Below are 17,624 nucleotides of genomic sequence, written 5' to 3'. Positions count from 1 at the left end.
TAGTAAGAGTGAAAAACTATATTAAGGGGAATACGACATGATTAGTTTGCAACGTGAAGAATTTGTAGAAATAACGATAAAGGACCTTATTATATCATCTGATAAGGTAGCGCATGTACAGTTAGGAAACGGATTGGAGCATGCATTATTAGTGTTGGTAAAATCAGGATACTCTGCAATACCAGTTCTTGATCCGTCTTACCACTTACATGGGCTCATTAGCACAGCCCTTATATTAGATACAACTCTAGGACTTGAAAGAATTGAATTTGAACGTCTAGAAACAATGAAGGTTGAAGAGGTTATGAATAATGAGGCACCACGATTAAATATTCATGATTCCCTTGAAAAAGGCTTAGAGCTGGTAATAAATCATCCGTTTGTGTGTGTGGAGAATGATGATGGTGTATTTGAGGGTATTTTAACGAGAAGAGTTATCTTAAAAAAGCTAAATGAACAACTCAAAAAGCTTAACTATAAACAATAATTCCGGTGTTGGCCATAGTGGCCAACCCTTTTTCCATTATAAGAAATGTGTCTTAGAGCTGTTCTGAAAAAAGGGAGGTAGTGGTCTGATGACGGAAGCGGTTAAAACCTTATTACATAGCGATCATTCGAAAAAAACAAACAGACCGTTTGTACTTGCTGCTGTTATGCTCGCTATGTTTATGGCGGCAATTGAAGCAACTATTGTTTCAACGGCAATGCCTGCAATTGCTGCGGATTTGGGGAACTTTTCCCTCTATAGTTGGGTTTTCTCCTCTTATCTATTAATGAATGCTGTTACCGTATTAATTTACGGAAAGCTCTCAGATTTATTTGGTCGAAAGCCCGTGTTAATGATAGGAATTATTATCTTCTTAATTGGTTCCATATTATGTGGGTTTGCCACCTCCATGGAGATGTTGATCGTTTTTCGTTTTATACAAGGATTTGGAGCAGGAGCTGTTATGCCAATTGCTTCAACGATAGTTGGTGATTTATATACCAAAGAGGAACGAGCTAAAATCCAGGGGTATCTTTCAAGTGTCTGGGGAATTTCAGCAATCTTAGGACCAGCTATTGGAGGCTTATTAGTACAATATGCAAACTGGAAGTACGTATTTTGGCTTAATGTTCCATTAGGACTGCTTGCAATGGGCGTACTGGCTGTATATTTACATGAAGGAATTGAAAAGAAGAAGCACAGTATTGATTTCCTTGGTGCCGCCCTTTTATTTATTGGGGTTAGTGTACTTATGATTGTACTAGTCGAAGGTGGAGTTAGATGGGACTGGTTTTCTCCTCCTATTGTTTTGTTATCATCATTTGCAATTCTAGTGTTGGTGCTATTTTATCTACAGGAAAGGCGAGCAGAAGATCCCATGATGCCATTTTCCATCTGGGAGGAGCGCTCGATTCTAGTTGCGAATTTAGCCTCTTTAACAACAGGTGTAATGCTAATCGGTATTTCTAGCTTTTTGCCTGCATTTGTTCAAGGGGTAATGGAGCGTTCACCAATTGTTGCTGGTTTTACTCTCACCACTATGTCGATTGGTTGGCCTATTGCGGCAACTATTGCCGGAAGGTTACTACTTAAAATTGGATTTAGAACAACTTCGATTATTGGTGGGATAAGTTTAATTCTAGGTTCTATTATTTTTATTTTGATGACGCCAGCCTCTGGACCACTTTGGGCTGCTTTCGCCTCGTTCCTGGTCGGAGTGGGGATGGGCTTTACCACAACCTCCTTCATTGTCTCTATTCAGAGTACAGTAGAGTGGAAGCAACGTGGAATTGCTACAGCTGCGAATATGTTTATGAGGACTCTCGGAAGTACAATTGGTGCAGCGTTACTAGGTGGAATCCTAAATAGTAGGTTGCAAGCTCATATAACAGAGCATGGCCTAGACGGGGATGTTAATGTTGATACAACGAATATCTTACTCAATGAAGAGCAGCGAAATCAGCTGTCTGAAACAGTTCGTTCTGTTCTTCAAGAGGGATTAACTATTTCTCTGCAAGGTGTATATTGGGTCGTGTTACTATTTGCTATCATCAGCTTCCTGCTCGTGCTTTTCTTACCGAAGCATGAGAAACAGTAGGAAATAAAAAAAGCAGAGTCTTGAAATGAATTTCAGGTCTCTGCTTTTTTAAAATAGGACATCTCTTCTCTTTAGTTGGTTCGTTGTAAAAATTCAATTCTATTTCCAAAAGGATCATAGAAGGAAAAGCGTTCGACAAGAGGAATAGGCTTTTCATCGAAAGTACTAATACCTGAAATCTCTAGATAACTTCTTACTTCCTGAAGTTCCTCAACCTGAAAAGCTGGATGTCTCTTACTCTTGTAAGACCCCATTTCTTCTGCACCAATATGAAGTTCGATATCACCTATTTTATACCATAGCCCACCATTAGATTTTAATGAATCAGGCTTTTCTATTTCTTGTAAGCCCAAAATTCTCGAATAAAAGTCTCTTGCTTGATCTTCATGATCAAAAGGAATGCAGATTTGAACATGATCTAGTTTATTTATGTTAATTTTCATTGTGAACCTCCTTAGGTAACTAAATTGAAAGATAGTTGGATGATTAGTAACACAGTAATTGTGCGAAGAATTAACTTTAGATGATTAGAGGAGAGTTTATCTGCAACTCTTACTGAGAGTTGTGCCCCTAGGATTGAACCAATTACTAGACTCAGAGCGACTTTCCAGTCAAGGTGCCCTGTTAAGAAATAGGTACTAAATGCACCTAAACAACTTAGAAAGGTTAAAAACCTTGTTAGTGCCATAGCAGACATGTATGAAAAGCCGTTATAAAGATAGGTGTACATTTGTAAAGTCCCTTGTCCAGGTCCAAACATTCCATCATAAAGTCCAATTCCATACAGAAGTGGGTACACCTTTTTAGATACCTGATGATCCCCAGATTGACTAGCCTGCTTTGGTTTTTTCAGAAAGCTTAAGGTTAAAGCAAAAATCAATAGAAAGATTGCCACGCTCATCATCGTTTCCTGGGAAAGAGAGGTTGCTATAAGCCCTCCAGAAATTCCTCCTACAATCCCAACCGGTGCAATGACTAAAGCAGTTTTTAACTTTATGTTACGCTTCTTTAACAAAACTAAGAAGCTAGTGAAAGAACTGCATGTATTAGCAAACTTGTTTGCGGCAATCGCTGAATGAATGGGTACACCTAGAAGGAGCATACAAGGTAAGCTGATTAAGCCACCACCTCCGGCTAATGTACCAATAAACGTTCCAATAAATCCGATTATTATAAATAGAAGTATTTCCATATACATTCACCTTCCTGGAGTGTGAACCAGTTCATGAGGAATAGGAACTTAATTTTATTTTACTTAATGTATTATGATAATGAAATTTCGATATTTTTAACTTATAATATAATAAAAACTTATCACTTCGAAACGGAGAACGTGGATGCAAACTTCAGAGTGTAAGCTACTCGTCACATTGGCAGAAGAAATGAATATGAGAAAGGCCGCAGAAAGGTTATTTGTTTCACAACCAGCTTTAAGTCAAAGAGTACAATCTATTGAGAAAAACTGGGACACCCAGATTTTTATTAGGTCTCAAAAAGGTTTAACTTTAACACCTGCTGGAGAGAAGATTATAGAATATGCTAGAGATGTAGTTATAAAAGAAGAAAAGGTGAAGGAAGAAATACATTCTCTAAATACAATGGTTCATGGAACATTAAAGCTAGCTGTCGCATCAATTATTGGTCAGCATTGGCTACCAAATGTTTTAAAACAGTTTGTACAAAAATATCCGCATGCAAAAATATCCCTCATTACTGGCTGGAGTAGTGAAATATTAAAGCATTTATATGAAGGACAGGTCCATGTGGGAATTATTAGAGGAACTCCAGATTGGAAGGGTGTAAAACATCACATTTTAGCAGATACTCTATATTTAGTGGACACTGAAATAAAAAGCTTGGATGAGCTTCAATCGACGGAACGGCCGTTCATTCAGTTTAAAAGTGATTCAACCTATTATCAGGAGATCCAGGACTGGTGGCACCGTCAATTTGATCACCCTCCCAAACGAACCATCGTAGTGGATCAAATCGAAACATGTAAACAAATGGCTTTTCATGGTATCGGTTATGCAATCCTTCCATCCATCACGTTTCATGAAGATGATCCTGCTGTCTATAAGATTCCTTTATTTGATGAAACTGGATTACCTGCAAAACGTGATACGTGGCTATTAGGTTATGAATCCGCTTTTGAGCTGAAGCAGGTTGAGGCATTTATGAAGATCATTAAATGAAAACTTTTGAAGCTTTTGTGTACGACGGGTTAATCACTTGTCATCTGAAGTTTGGTTTGATACAGTAAAGAAATAAAGTGATATTCATTTAGGAGGCTATACATAATGAAGATGATGGATGCAAATGAAATTATATCTTTTATCCAAAAAAGCGAAAAGAAAACTCCCGTTAAAGTTTACGTAAAAGGAAACTTAGAAGGAATTGACTGGGGAGCAAATACAAAGTCATTTATCACAGGAAATACAGGTGTTCTTTTTGGTGAGTGGAATGAACTACAAACAGTCATCGAAAACTATGGTGGTCAGCTAGAGGATTATGTGGTAGAAAATGATCGTCGTAACTCAGCGATTCCATTACTAGACTTAAAAGGAATCAAAGCTCGAATTGAGCCAGGCGCTATTATCCGTGATCAAGTAGAAATCGGTGACAATGCCGTTATTATGATGGGTGCTCTAATTAATATTGGTGCAGTTGTTGGCGAAGGAACCATGATCGATATGGGTGTAGTGTTAGGAGGACGTGCAACGGTCGGAAAGAACTGTCATATTGGTGCTGGATCCGTTCTTGCAGGAGTAATTGAGCCACCTTCAGCAAAGCCTGTAGTAGTGGAAGATGATGTAGTAGTTGGTGCAAATGCAGTTATCCTTGAAGGAATTACAGTAGGTAAAGGTGCAGTAGTAGCTGCAGGTGCGATTGTAATTGAGGATGTTCCTCCTTATACAGTGGTTGCCGGAACACCAGCTAAAGTGATCAAGGAAATTGATGAGAAAACAAAATCAAAGACTGAGATCAAACAAGAACTCAGACAACTATAATAAAGTAGACTAACAAGCGCGGAAAATGCTCCGCGCTTTTATTTAAATGTAAAGAGAATAATTAAAGGGGAAAAGCAGTGATGAATTCTTATCAACCTTTTATAGAGATTCGTAGAGAGCTCCATAAGATACCGGAAGTTGGGTATAAAGAAGAAAAAACTCAAGCCTTTTTATTACAGTATTTAAACTCCTTACCTGAAGATCGTATTGAGATTAAGACTTGGAAAACGGGAATTTTTGCAAAGGTGAAAGGTACCAATCCAAGTCAGATTATCGGGTATCGAGCAGATATAGACGGATTACCAATCACAGAGGAAACAGACTTAGCTTTTACATCAGCTCATACAGGATATATGCATGCCTGTGGACATGACCTGCACATGAGTATTGCACTAGGGATTCTATCTGAAGTTGTTCATAATCCTATTACAGACGATGTCTTGTTCATGTTTCAGCCTGCAGAGGAAGGCCCTGGTGGGGCAGAGCCGATGGTTCAAAGTGATATTTATCAAGCATGGAAACCTAGCTTTATATTAGCGCTGCACATTGCGCCGGAACTTCCCGTTGGATCAATTGCAACGAAGGAGGGCTTACTGTTTGCCAATACATCTGAGCTATACATTGACCTTGTTGGGAAAGGTGGTCATGCTGCATTTCCACATAATACAAATGATATGATTGTGGCGGCATGCTCGTTAGTCACACAATTGCAATCTATTATTGCAAGAAATGTCGATCCACTTGACAGTGCGGTCATTACAATCGGAAAGATCACTGGCGGAACTGTCCAAAATATTATCGCCGAAAAAGCAAGACTTGAGGGAACCATCAGAACTTTATCTGCTGAATCCATGAAAAAAGTAAAAGAAAGAATTGAAGGAATGGTCAGAGGAATTGAGGTAGGCTATTCATGTAAATCATCCATTGACTACGGTTGCATGTACCACCAAGTTTATAACCATCATGAAATGACAAGAGAGTTTATGACTTATGTAGAACAACAAACAAATGTCAAACTTATAGAGTCTAAAGCAGCTATGACAGGTGAGGATTTTGGATATATGATCAAGGATACTCCAGGATTTATGTTTTGGTTAGGAGTAGAGTCGGAATATGGCTTACATCATGCTAAACTTTCACCAAATGAAGAAGCAATTGGAGTGGCAATTGAAGTTGTTTCCAATTATTTAAGATGGAAATGTGATCATTCTTAACTTCTAAATAAGATTTGTCTTTTTTCTTTGCAGTGTTAAAGAACAGTATTGATTTTTTGCACTGTTGATTGAAGTGTAAGGACGCAAGTGTCCTGTAACGAAATTCAACAACAAGGTTTAATACAGCCTAGTCCTTACACACCCATATCCTCTATATCTTCTCTAGAAAAACTTTTTCTAATTAGAATAAATTTCTAGAAAATGTTGCACATTACTCTTGAGGAGGTGGATGGAAATGGCTCGTATTGGTATTGAACAATCATTAACTGATGTGAAACAGGCTTTAGAAGGAAAAGGCTATGATATTGTTGATCTTCGTAATGAAAATGATGCAAAAGGCTGTGACTGCTGCATTGTAACTGGACAAGATTCTAACGTAATGGGAATTAGTAACACAGTTACTGCAGGAGCTGTAATCGAAGCTTCTGGGATGACAGCAGATGAAATTGCTCAACAAGTTGAAGAAAAATTAAATCGTGGATAAGTAAATGGAACAGCCTATGTAGCTGTTCCTTTTTTAATATTTATGAAATTAAAAAGTTTATCACTTGTTGATAACTTGCGCTAGTGCATCTGAATCCGGTTTCAGCACCCAGCCAAGATGGAAAAAGAAAATACACTTTTTCCTAGGTCAAATAACCCTACATCAAGAAAAGGGAAAGAGCACCCTTTTATTGATGTAGGAACATTCGCTATGCCTGAGGCTAACCGGGGCGCTTGCGCCTTTTGTTCTATTTTATTAATATCACCATGAAAAAAACTAGGTCATATTTGACCTAGTTTTGTGTTTCTGGAGATTTACCGATAAACACTTGGTGTGGAAACGGAATTTCAATTCCATTAGCCTCTAGTGCCTCTTTTAGTGCTTTACGAAGCTTTCTTTCTACAGCCCATTGTGCCATATTTTCAGTTTTAGCAAGTATTCTAATAACAACATCAGATGAACCTAATGTTTGGACACCTAACACATTTGGGCCTTCCTTTATACTCTCGTCTTCAGCAGCAATCTTATCACATGCATCCTGAAGGACTTGGATTGCATAATCGATATCATCACTATAAGAAATTCCAATATCAACAAGTGCTCTCATATTTCCCCTTGAATGGTTACTTAGGCTTGCAATCTGTCTGTTTGGAAGATAATGAAGTGTCCCATCAAAACCTCTAATTTGTGTGGTTCGAAGTCCAACTGCCTCGACAATTCCAGAAAAACCTGCAGTAGTAACGTAATCATCTACATCAATTTGTTTTTCCAAAAGTAAGAAAAATCCTGTAACTACATCACTAACAAGACCTTGTGCACCAAAACCAATTGCTAATCCAACTACACCTGCTCCAGCGATTAGTGCTTTTGCATCATATTCAAAGATCTCAAATACCATCACCACAAATATAAACATCAATATATAAGAAAAGAGATTAAGTGTTAGACTTTGTAATGTTTTGGAACGACCAATTGAAATGTTGTCTCGCTCAGTAATTCTTCTGAACGAACGTTTAATAAGGGCGGATCCAATTCCCTTAACAAGTAAAAATATAATAATGATTCCTATTAATTTTAGTATGATTGTTCCAGCCCCAACTAAAAGAGCACCCCAATCAATCGTATTCATATTTAAAAAATCCATACTAATAAACAACCCTTCCTAATAAATTAAAAATGCTTAAAATAAGTTCTTTCTCTATATACCCACATATGTACATAACTAAACTTATTTTCTAACTATTTTAAAATTGTAACATACTGCTAGTAGAGGGTTAAATGAAGAGTCCTAGAAAATTTGTTTTTAAAAAAATCACAAAATACTGGAAATTTACTTCGAAATCCGATATATTTTTAAATATGTTCTGTTTTTTATGAACGTAAAGATGATACGGAATAATTTTGTGTTTAGCCATAGCATTAAAGTTGCTTAAGTTAAACGTTCTGGATGCAACAATATGCAGCCAGTGAGTTTAGCTTATTTTATGACTTGCTATGAGCTAATCTATTTTTGTTTCAGTTTGACTGAGGAGGGTAACAATATGGAGATTTTTAAAAAGCTGAAGCAATTCTATTGGCCTTATGTAAGTTATTTTTATTGGTCTATTTTTTTCTTGCTATTTGTAACAGCAATCACAGTTATCTATCCAATGGTACTTCAATATACCATTGATGATGTGATCTTGGCTGGTGACTACGAGTATGTGCCGTATATTGCATTAGGCTTCATTGCGATTATGACAGTTAAAGGCGTAACTACTTTTTTCCATCAGTACTTAGGGGATATGTTTGGAATTCGTTCCGTTTATCGTCTAAGAAATGCTTTGTACGAAAAGCTACAGTTTCTTCCGTTTCGATATTACGATAATGCGAAAACTGGGGATTTAATGTCAAGATTAACTGCAGATGTTGAAGGGTTCCGTTTTTTCTTATCTTTTGGTTTTGCGGAATTACTTCGATTTTCTTTATTAATTACACTAAGTTTAGCAGTTATGTTTTATTACTCAGTTCCGTTAACTTTAGTTACAATGGCTGCTTTGCCTTTTTTAGCTTTCGTTGTCTACAAATTTGATAAAAGGGTTCATCCAGCGTTTAGGGGAATTCGTAAATCTTTTGGTAATTTAAATACGAAAGTCCAAGAAAATATTAGTGGAATTAATACCGTCAAGTCTTTATCAAGAGAGTCTTTCGAAATTGATAAATTTAATTCTTCAAATGGTGATTATCGAGAGAAGTATTTAACAACATCGAACGTATGGGCAAAGTACTTTCCGTTAATGGAATTTATCGGAAATGTATGTGTTGTAGCTTTATTATCGTACGGTGGTTATTTAGTTATTAATGGGTCCGTAAAGCCTGGGGAATTGGTAGCATTTTTTAGTTTAGTTTGGTATATCATGTGGCCGATTATGAACTTAGGATTCGTTATCAATCTATTTTCTCAATCCAAGGCTTCTGGTGAGAGATTACTAGAAATCCTAGAAGCTGACAATGAAATTCATGAGAAAGAAAACCCCGTCGCAAAGGAAAGACTCGAAGGGCATGTTCAATTTAAATCAGTTACTCTTCAGTATAAAGAAGAAGACGAAGAAGCACTTTCTGATGTGACCTTTGATGCAACACCTGGTAAAGTTATTGGGTTAATTGGTGCAACTGGTAGTGGTAAAACAAGTATCACCCAACTTATTACTAGATTCTACGAGCCAACTAAAGGTCAGATTCTAGTAGATGGTACAGACATTAAGGATTATTCGTTAAGTACACTTAGGAAAAATATTGGCTTTGTCATGCAAGAATCTTTCTTGTTCTCGTCCACAATTAAAGCTAACATTTCATATGGAAATCCTGATGTATCGATGGAACGTATTATCGATGCAGCAAAGCGTGCACAAGCACATGACTTTATCATGGAATTACCAGATGGCTATGATACGATGCTTGGTGAACGTGGAATGGGTCTATCTGGTGGTCAAAAGCAAAGAATTGCGATTGCTCGTGCTATTTTAATTGATCCTAGTATTCTTGTATTAGATGATGCTACTAGTGCAGTAGATATGGAGACGGAATTCAAAATTCAAAAAGCATTTAAGGAAGTAATGAATGGACGTACCACTTTCATTATTGCCCACCGTATATCTTCTCTAAAGCATGCAGATGAAATAATTGTTCTTGAAAACGGAGCAGTTGTTGAAAGAGGAGTTCATGAAGAATTACTTCAAAACAAAGGCACATATCAAAGAATATATGAGATTCAATATAAGGATCGAGAAATTGTTACACAAGGTCAATAAGGAGGTGGGAACTTATGAAGGGTAGAAAACAAAATCAAAAGCATTTAGACCGATTTCACTATTCAACAGAACAAGTAATAGAAAAACCATTTAATTGGCAGCAACTTTCTAGACTATTTTCATATATGAAGCCGTATTCGAAAAATCTACTGCCTCTGTCTATATTTGCAATGATTCTATCGACAGCTGTTCGATTAATCGTGCCAATTATTATCGGTAAGTATACACTTGACTATGCGATTGCTAATAAAAATACGAGTCTACTAGTTACACTCGTCATCATTATAGCCGTATTATATTCAATTTCGTATGTAGGAAATGTCTTTAGGATCCGATGGACTAACTTATTAGGTCAAAACGTTATATATGACTTGAGAAAGCATTTGTTTACACATGTACAGCAACTATCACATCGATTTTTTGACTCTCGTTCTGCAGGTTCCATACTTGTAAGAATATTGAATGACATTAATTCGTTGCAAGAGCTATTCACAAGTGGAGTTATTAACTTGTTAATGGATTTAATCATGTTAATCGGTATTTTTGTTATTTTATTTACACTGAGTCCTGAGTTAGCGATTGCAGTTATGATTATTCTGCCAATTATGTTCTTTATCTCTACAAGTCTACGTAGAAAAATCAGACGTTCATGGCAAATGGTTCGTATTAAACAATCTAAATTAAATTCACATCTTAACGAAAGTATTCAAGGGATTCGTGTTACACAATCTTTTACACAAGAGCGAGAAAACATGGAGTTCTTTGATGGGGTTAACACGGAAACTCATGATTCATGGCAGGATGCAACTAAAAAGAATGCCATGTTTAGACCTTTCGTAGAAATGTCTAATGCGATTGGAACGGCCATTTTAATTTGGTACGGTGCTACTCTTATCGGAAATGGAACGATTTCAATTGGGGTATTTGTATCCTTTGCATTTTATCTAGGGATGTTCTGGGAGCCTATTTCACGTATTGGTCAAATCTATAATCAGCTTTTAATGGCAATGGCATCATCTGAACGTATTTTTGAGTTCCTAGATGAAAAGCCTAATGTGGCTGAAAAAGATAACGCTGAACGTTTAGAGAACATCAAAGGACGTATTGAGTTTGATTCAGTAGAATTTGCCTATGATGAAAAGCGAAAAGCTTTAAAAGGTATTTCACTTGAAATGAAGGCAGGTCAAACTGTTGCTCTTGTTGGCCACACAGGTTCAGGAAAAACGACGATTGCTAACCTAGTGAGTCGTTTCTACGATCCAACTAGTGGTTCAGTAAAAATTGATGGAGTAGACCTACAGGATGTAACGCTTGAGAGTGTACGTTCACAAATAAGTGTTGTCCTACAAGACACATTTATCTTCTCAGGAACTATTATGGATAATATCCGCTTTGGTAACCCGGAAGCGTCTGATGAAGAAGTAGTGAAGGCTGCTCAGGCAGTTGGTGCGAATCTTTTCATTGAAAAGCTTTCGAATGGATACTTAACAGAGGTTGAGGAAAGAGGTAACATCCTATCTGTAGGAGAACGACAATTAATCTCCTTTGCACGTGCTTTACTTGCAGATCCCAAAATCTTAATTTTAGATGAAGCTACTGCGAGTATTGATACTGAAACTGAAGTGAAAATCCAACATGCACTTAAAACATTACTACAAAATAGAACAGCAATCATTATTGCACATCGTCTCTCTACGATTCGTGAAGCAGATAACATATTTGTACTTGATCATGGTGAGATTATTGAACAAGGTAACCATGCTCAACTAATGGATGTAAAAGGTGAATACTACAAGCTAGTTAAAGCACAGTTCAACATGTTAAGCGCAGGATAAATAGAAAGGACTTCATTTTTCATAATGAAGTCCTTTCTCCTTTTACACCAAATAGGTTATAGATAGAATGTAAGAGGAAAGGATGAGTATGTGAGCTAAAACTCTTTTCAGCATACAGCCTCTAAAACCAGATTTAATCTACATAATTATAATAGATACATCACCTATTAAGGCTATTAACCATATATATATGTGGGGTGATTATTATGGAAATTATAGATAAACGCAATTCATTACCAACCCATCCTTCTAAGCGTTATCGAAGAAGATCTTTATCCGCAATAAAAAACATTGCCATTCACCATAGTGCTACTACTTCAGGTAGTGCTGAGAGCTTTGCAAGATATCATGTTAATACCTTAGAATGGCCGGGAATTGCCTATCATTATGTTGTTGATAAAGATGGCACGATTAGTCTTTGTCATGACTTAGAGGTAGTTAGCTACCATGTGGGCAACAGTAATTACCGAGCAGTTGGTATTTGTATGGTTGGGGATTTTAGAACTCAGCAGTTAACAGAAGCTCAGAAGACAGCTACTCAAAACCTAGTGTTGTCGCTCTTAGATGTCTTAACTGTTGATATTGATGACGTATGGGGTCATCAAGAGTTTCCGGGATATGAATGGAAACCTTGTCCTTCCATTAATATGGGTAACTTTAGAAGTGAATTATTTGCAAGAGGTGACCGAGGTGAACTCCCCATTTACAGGTCGGTATCGTATTCAAGTGGTCCAAGAACGAGGACCTATTTAAGTTACGGTGACCAGGGGGATGATATAAAGGCCTTACAGGAACGATTAGAGATCCTAGGTTTTAAACCTGGAGTAATAGATGGTATATTTGGTAAGGTAACAGAGGATGCAGTGAAAAGATTTCAAAGAGCAGCAAACCTATCAGTTGATGGCATAGTTGGTCCAGAGACAAGAGATGCCCTAAAGCGTTATGATCAAGATGTTCCATTAATCGAATTAGCTTCTCCTACAGATGTTGATACTGATGATGGAGGGCTTTATGAATTAGAATCTAGACGAACATTAAGACTGCTTTCTCCTTATATGAGAGGAGAGGATATAAGGGATGTTCAGGAAAAGATTGGTGCTGTTGCTGATGGTATTTTTGGCCCAGCTACCGCTGAGGCAGTAAGAAGATACCAAAGACGTAAGGGATTAGTTTCTGATGGCATAGTTGGCCCAAGAACATGGCAAGCGTTAGACCAGAACGATACAGGTGGAGTTCCATATAGTAGGCTCATATTCTTAACCAATCCTTATATACAAGGTAGAGATGTGAAGAGAGTACAGCGTGCTTTGAATATTTCAGAGGACGGAATATTCGGTCCTATCACTGATCAAGCCGTAAGAAATTTTCAAAGAAGAGAAAGATTAAATATAGATGGAATTGTTGGGCCAAATACTTGGAGCCGACTTTTTGGTTAATGGTTTACACTTATAGGTGTGAGCCTTCTTTTGTTCATAAATATCATTACTTGGTGAAACGTATACTACAAACAATGATCGATATACCTAGAAGAAACAACAAATATGTAATTTATTCTATTTATTAGTTCGGTAATTTCAGGTATGATTGTTTTTATAAAAGGTATACATCTCAGTGATTATGATCATTTACTATCTCTTATCGCTTATGGGCTAGTAATAAGACAATTTAAATGAAGAAGAACCAGAAGGTAAGCTTTTCTTGAAAAATTTAACCCGCAATTATTAGTGCTATGGAGGAATAACTTGTGAAAAAGGAATTTGCCGTAATCGGATTAGGAAGATTTGGCGGAAGCATTTGTCGTTCATTGAGTCAGCAGGGGATGGATGTTTTAGCTATTGATATAGACGAAGATAAAGTAAATGAATACTCTTCGATTGCCTCACATGCGGTAGTAGGAGACACAACAGATGAAGTAGTTTTAAAAAGTTTAGGTATTCGTAATTTTGATCATGTTATTATAGCGATAGGTGATAACATTCAAGCTAGTATATTAACTACCTTAATTCTAAAAGAACTAGGAGTTAAGCATATCACTGTAAAGGCACAGAATGACTACCATGAAAAGGTTTTAACTAAAATAGGTGCAGATCAAATTGTTCACCCAGAACGTGATATGGGACAAAGAATTGCACATAATATTGTATCAAATAATGTATTAGACTATTTAGAGCTATCAGATGAGCATAGTATTGTAGAAATTATTGCAAGTAAGCATGTGGATGGTTACTCACTTATAGATTTAGATATCCGTGCCAAATACGGAATAAACATTGTTGCCATCAAACGTGGAAAGGATATCCTTGTCTCTCCGCAGGCATCTGAGACGATTATTAAGGGAGATATTCTAATTATCATTGGTGCCGACACTGATATAAACCGATTTGAGAAAAATTTAATCGAGGATTAATGAAAAAACGAAGGCAGCCGCCTTCGTTTTTTCTTATGATGTCATGATTGGAAGGGGGGACTATGTAAAGTCGTTGTAAAGTGAAAAAGGCTACCACGAGGGCAGCCTTTTATTAAACTTCCATGATGATCGGAAGAATCATTGGTTTACGTTTGGTTTTTTCATATAAGAAAGGTGAAAGAGTGTCTGTTATTTCATTTTTAATCTCAGACCATTGTGTTGTTTTTCGTTCCATTACTCGGTTTAAATGTTTGTTAATGAGACTCTGAGCATCATTGATTAGATCTCCAGACTCTCTCATATAAACAAATCCACGAGAAATCAAATCAGGTCCTGCAGCAATTTTGAATTCCTTCATGTTGATGCTAACTACCACAATCACAAGACCCTCTTCAGAAAGGATTCTTCGATCTCTGAGAACGATATTACCAATATCACCGATGCCACTACCGTCAATATAAACATTACCAGATGGAATTTTACCAGCTACACTGCCTTCATCAGGACCAAGAGCTAATACCTCTCCATTATCCATGATAAAGCAATTTTCTTCTTTAACACCGCAATCAACTGCATGCTTAATATGCATTTTTTGCATTCTATATTCACCGTGAATTGGCATAAAGAATTTTGGCTTAATTAAGCGAAGCATTAACTTTTGTTCTTCTTGTCCACCATGACCAGAAGTGTGGATATCATTTAAGGAACCATGAATTACTTCTGCTCCAGCTTTGAACAGCATATTGATTGTTCGGCTTACGCTTAGTGTATTACCTGGTATTGGAGAAGAAGAGAAAACGACTGTATCTCCAGGAATAATCTGAATCTGACGATGAGTCCCATTAGCAATCCGCGAAAGGGCTGCCATAGGCTCTCCTTGACTTCCAGTACAAAGAATCACAACTTTATCAGCTGGCATTCTGTTAATCTGAGATGGTTCAATAAACGTATCCTTTGGACAGCGAATATAGCCTAATTCTTGTCCGATATTTATGGCAGCTTCCATACTTCTTCCGAAAACAGCAACCTTTCTGCCATTTGAAACGGCAGCTTCAACCATCTGTTGAAGACGGTGAATATTAGAAGCAAAAGTAGCGAAAATGATTCTGCCGTTCACTTTTCGAGTGATGTCGTGAATGCTTTCGCCAACCTTTCTTTCTGACATGGTAAAGTTAGGAACCTCACTATTTGTACTATCTGATAGTAAGCAGAGTACCCCTTCTTTTCCGATTTCTGCCATTTTTGTAAGGTTTGCCGGTTCCCCAACAGGAGTAAAGTCAAATTTGAAATCTCCCGTATGAACAATCTGACCAGGTGGTGTTTTTACAACTATTCCATATGAATCTGGAATACTGTGTGTCGTTCTAAAGAAGGTTACGGATGTCTTACGAAACTTAATCACGTCATCTTCTTGAATCTCATGTAAAGTTGTTTGTCTTAATAAACCGTGTTCTTCAAGTTTGTTCTTAATTAAACCTAGAGCTAGTTTTCCGCCATATACAGGAATATTTATTTCTCTTAGTAAGTATGGAATCCCCCCAATGTGATCCTCATGACCGTGAGTAATAAATAACCCTTTTATCTTCTCAACATTTTTAACTAAATAACTGTAATCAGGTATAACATAATCAATTCCAAGTAGTTCATCCTCTGGGAATTTAATACCTGCATCAATTAAGATGATTTCATCTTGAAATTGTACGCCATACGTATTTTTGCCGATTTCACCCAGTCCGCCTAGGGCAAATACAGCAGTTTGATCGTTCTTAACAAACTTCATAATTTATACCGTCTCCATCTTGTAATTTTCAGACTGCTGTTCGTATTCTAAAAAAGCACCAGTTACCTTTTGAACTAATTCGATATTATAATTGCGGTCGGACAACTTTTCTCGAACCTCACGTTCAGTGTTTGCTTCTACATAAATTGTTCTTGTACGTTCACGCACAGGAACTTCAAACCGATTTTCTTGAAAGTAAACTTTGAATACCATTTCTATCTCTCCTTGAACTACTAATAATATATATAATGTTCTAATTGAAGCCCACCTAAATTGGGGTTTAACGGATTTTTCTCCAATTTGAACATTTCTAAGCAAATTTTGTAAATGACAATAAAAGTTATTATATGCTGAATTATGCCCTGATGCAAATACCGAACATTAGCACTTCATTATATTATATAGGAAATCTTTATTTATTTCATGTTTTTTCTATTTAATCTAATATTATCAAATCACTTAACTATGCAATCGTTCTTTTTCGAAGCATATCGTTCCATTGTTCTAATAATTTCTGCTTAAGTTTTTTTAACATATTTATCTCCTTTCAGCATCCTAGATGCAGGAAAATCACGGTTTATTGTAGTAGTAGTATATGAGAAAATAGACAATTCCTCTCATGGGTATTAATGGAATTTAGAGTTTTTCGAGTGGACAATTTTCAACTAGGTTTGTTTTGGGCTAATGGAGAGAAGAGTAGATGTTGAGTGGGTGAAACTGCATACTAGTAGAACTGGTTGTGGTTTCTAAATTAGATTAGTTGAAAGATAGCAATAAAAAAAACCTTGAGGTTCACTCAAGGTTTTATAGCTCAATCGCTACGGCATTATCTGGCTGCCTATATGGGTCTTCTTTATCAATATGGTCATAGAACATAATGCCATTCAAATGGTCGATTTCGTGTTGAAATACAATCGACAGCATTCCTTTTAATCTCAGTTTAACTTCTTCACCTTCTAAGGTGGTTGCTTTTACAGTAATGCGAGCGTATCTTGGAACAATACCTTCAACTACTCGGTCAACTGATAAACATCCTTCACCACTGTCTAAAAAGCTTTTTTCAACAGAATGGCTAACGATTTTAGGGTTAAAAAGGGCATAGCTATGTAAGTGATCTTTTTCGTCTGTCACATGAATAGCAATCATTCGTTTCAAGACATTGATCTGAGGGGCGGCGATACCAATCCCTGCTCGTAGTTGATACTTTGCTGCAAGTTCAGGATTCTGACTATTTATAACAAACTCGATCATTTCTTTTAATGTTTTTTTATCCTCATCTGATGCAGGTAAGGGAACCTCTTCTGCTACTTGACGTAAGGTGGGATGTCCTTCCCTGATAATATCATTCATCGTAATGATAATCATCAACTCCTTGCTCTAAAAATATTTAATTTTGATAAAATCATATCATAAATTACATGCTTATAAAAGAAAGTGATTTTAGAAAAAACAGATCGTGTTGAAGGTGGTCGTATTTAGGTTAGGACTATTTGTTTGGACAAGCGCATAAGATTGTTCA

Annotated in this window: 16 protein-coding genes; 10 read left to right on the top strand and 6 right to left on the bottom strand. The window is 36.8% G+C overall.

The window, feature by feature from the left end:
- The first annotated feature begins 37 nt into the window (after positions 1-37).
- Together cbpB and G4D63_RS01590 are read left to right on the top strand one after the other, a co-directional pair.
- Positions 38-487, top strand: a complete 450-nt coding sequence (gene cbpB, locus G4D63_RS01595; RefSeq protein ID WP_163177013.1) for a cyclic-di-AMP-binding protein CbpB — start codon at positions 38-40, stop codon at positions 485-487.
- Positions 488-575: 88 nt separating this feature from the next.
- Positions 576-2,084, top strand: coding sequence for an MDR family MFS transporter (locus G4D63_RS01590; protein WP_163177011.1), 1,509 nt, complete (start codon positions 576-578; stop codon positions 2,082-2,084).
- A gap of 71 nt (positions 2,085-2,155) precedes the next feature.
- Here the strand turns inward: G4D63_RS01590 and G4D63_RS01585 are convergent, their stop codons facing one another.
- The gene (locus G4D63_RS01585) at positions 2,156-2,527 is read right to left on the bottom strand and encodes a VOC family protein (protein WP_163177010.1); all 372 of its coding nucleotides are present in this window, start codon (positions 2,525-2,527) and stop codon (positions 2,156-2,158) included.
- A gap of 11 nt (positions 2,528-2,538) precedes the next feature.
- Positions 2,539-3,276 carry a sulfite exporter TauE/SafE family protein gene (locus G4D63_RS01580; protein ID WP_163177008.1) on the bottom strand — a complete coding sequence of 246 codons (738 nt, stop codon included), beginning with the start codon at positions 3,274-3,276 and terminating at the stop codon, positions 2,539-2,541.
- Positions 3,277-3,421: 145 nt separating this feature from the next.
- Here G4D63_RS01580 and G4D63_RS01575 point away from each other — a divergent pair, with 145 nt between their 5' ends.
- From G4D63_RS01575 to G4D63_RS01560, 4 genes are all read left to right on the top strand, one after another.
- Positions 3,422-4,279, top strand: coding sequence for a LysR family transcriptional regulator (locus G4D63_RS01575; protein WP_163177006.1), 858 nt, complete (start codon positions 3,422-3,424; stop codon positions 4,277-4,279).
- A gap of 105 nt (positions 4,280-4,384) precedes the next feature.
- Positions 4,385-5,095 carry a 2,3,4,5-tetrahydropyridine-2,6-dicarboxylate N-acetyltransferase gene (gene dapD / locus G4D63_RS01570; protein WP_163177003.1) on the top strand — a complete coding sequence of 237 codons (711 nt, stop codon included), beginning with the start codon at positions 4,385-4,387 and terminating at the stop codon, positions 5,093-5,095.
- 80 nt (positions 5,096-5,175) lie between these two features.
- Complete coding sequence (locus G4D63_RS01565; protein ID WP_163177001.1) at positions 5,176-6,309, top strand: N-acetyldiaminopimelate deacetylase; 1,134 nt, start codon at positions 5,176-5,178, stop codon at positions 6,307-6,309.
- A 235-nt stretch (positions 6,310-6,544) separates the two neighbouring features.
- Positions 6,545-6,793: a YkuS family protein gene (locus G4D63_RS01560; protein WP_163176999.1), complete on the top strand. Its 249-nt coding sequence runs from the start codon at positions 6,545-6,547 to the stop codon at positions 6,791-6,793.
- Positions 6,794-7,085: 292 nt separating this feature from the next.
- Here the strand turns inward: G4D63_RS01560 and G4D63_RS01555 are convergent, their stop codons facing one another.
- Positions 7,086-7,937 (bottom strand): mechanosensitive ion channel family protein, encoded by an 852-nt coding sequence (locus tag G4D63_RS01555; protein WP_163176997.1) that lies wholly within the window; start codon positions 7,935-7,937, stop codon positions 7,086-7,088.
- Positions 7,938-8,334: 397 nt separating this feature from the next.
- Here G4D63_RS01555 and G4D63_RS01550 point away from each other — a divergent pair, with 397 nt between their 5' ends.
- The 4 genes from G4D63_RS01550 (at position 8,335) to G4D63_RS01535 (ending at position 14,325) form a co-directional block, all read left to right on the top strand.
- Entirely contained in the window at positions 8,335-10,083 is a 1,749-nt protein-coding gene (locus tag G4D63_RS01550) for an ABC transporter ATP-binding protein (protein ID WP_163176995.1), read from the top strand.
- A gap of 14 nt (positions 10,084-10,097) precedes the next feature.
- Positions 10,098-11,918, top strand: a complete 1,821-nt coding sequence (locus tag G4D63_RS01545) for an ABC transporter ATP-binding protein (RefSeq protein WP_163176993.1) — start codon at positions 10,098-10,100, stop codon at positions 11,916-11,918.
- Between the two features lie 206 nt (positions 11,919-12,124).
- The gene (locus G4D63_RS01540; RefSeq protein WP_163176991.1) at positions 12,125-13,354 is read left to right on the top strand and encodes a peptidoglycan recognition protein family protein; all 1,230 of its coding nucleotides are present in this window, start codon (positions 12,125-12,127) and stop codon (positions 13,352-13,354) included.
- Positions 13,355-13,662: 308 nt separating this feature from the next.
- Entirely contained in the window at positions 13,663-14,325 is a 663-nt protein-coding gene (locus G4D63_RS01535) for an NAD-binding protein (RefSeq protein ID WP_163176990.1), read from the top strand.
- A gap of 112 nt (positions 14,326-14,437) precedes the next feature.
- Here the strand turns inward: G4D63_RS01535 and rnjA are convergent, their stop codons facing one another.
- From rnjA to def, 3 genes are all read right to left on the bottom strand, one after another.
- Positions 14,438-16,105 (bottom strand): ribonuclease J1, encoded by a 1,668-nt coding sequence (gene rnjA, locus G4D63_RS01530; protein ID WP_163176988.1) that lies wholly within the window; start codon positions 16,103-16,105, stop codon positions 14,438-14,440.
- A gap of 3 nt (positions 16,106-16,108) precedes the next feature.
- Positions 16,109-16,318, bottom strand: a complete 210-nt coding sequence (locus tag G4D63_RS01525) for a DNA-dependent RNA polymerase subunit epsilon (RefSeq protein WP_163176986.1) — start codon at positions 16,316-16,318, stop codon at positions 16,109-16,111.
- A 591-nt stretch (positions 16,319-16,909) separates the two neighbouring features.
- Entirely contained in the window at positions 16,910-17,464 is a 555-nt protein-coding gene (def, locus tag G4D63_RS01520) for a peptide deformylase (RefSeq protein WP_163178344.1), read from the bottom strand.
- Positions 17,465-17,624 lie beyond the last annotated feature (160 nt).

It is taken from the genome of Bacillus mesophilus (genome assembly GCF_011008845.1).
GTDB lineage: Bacteria > Bacillota > Bacilli > Bacillales > SA4 > Bacillus_BS > Bacillus_BS mesophilus.
This window is presented reverse-complemented; position numbering and strand designations above follow the sequence as displayed.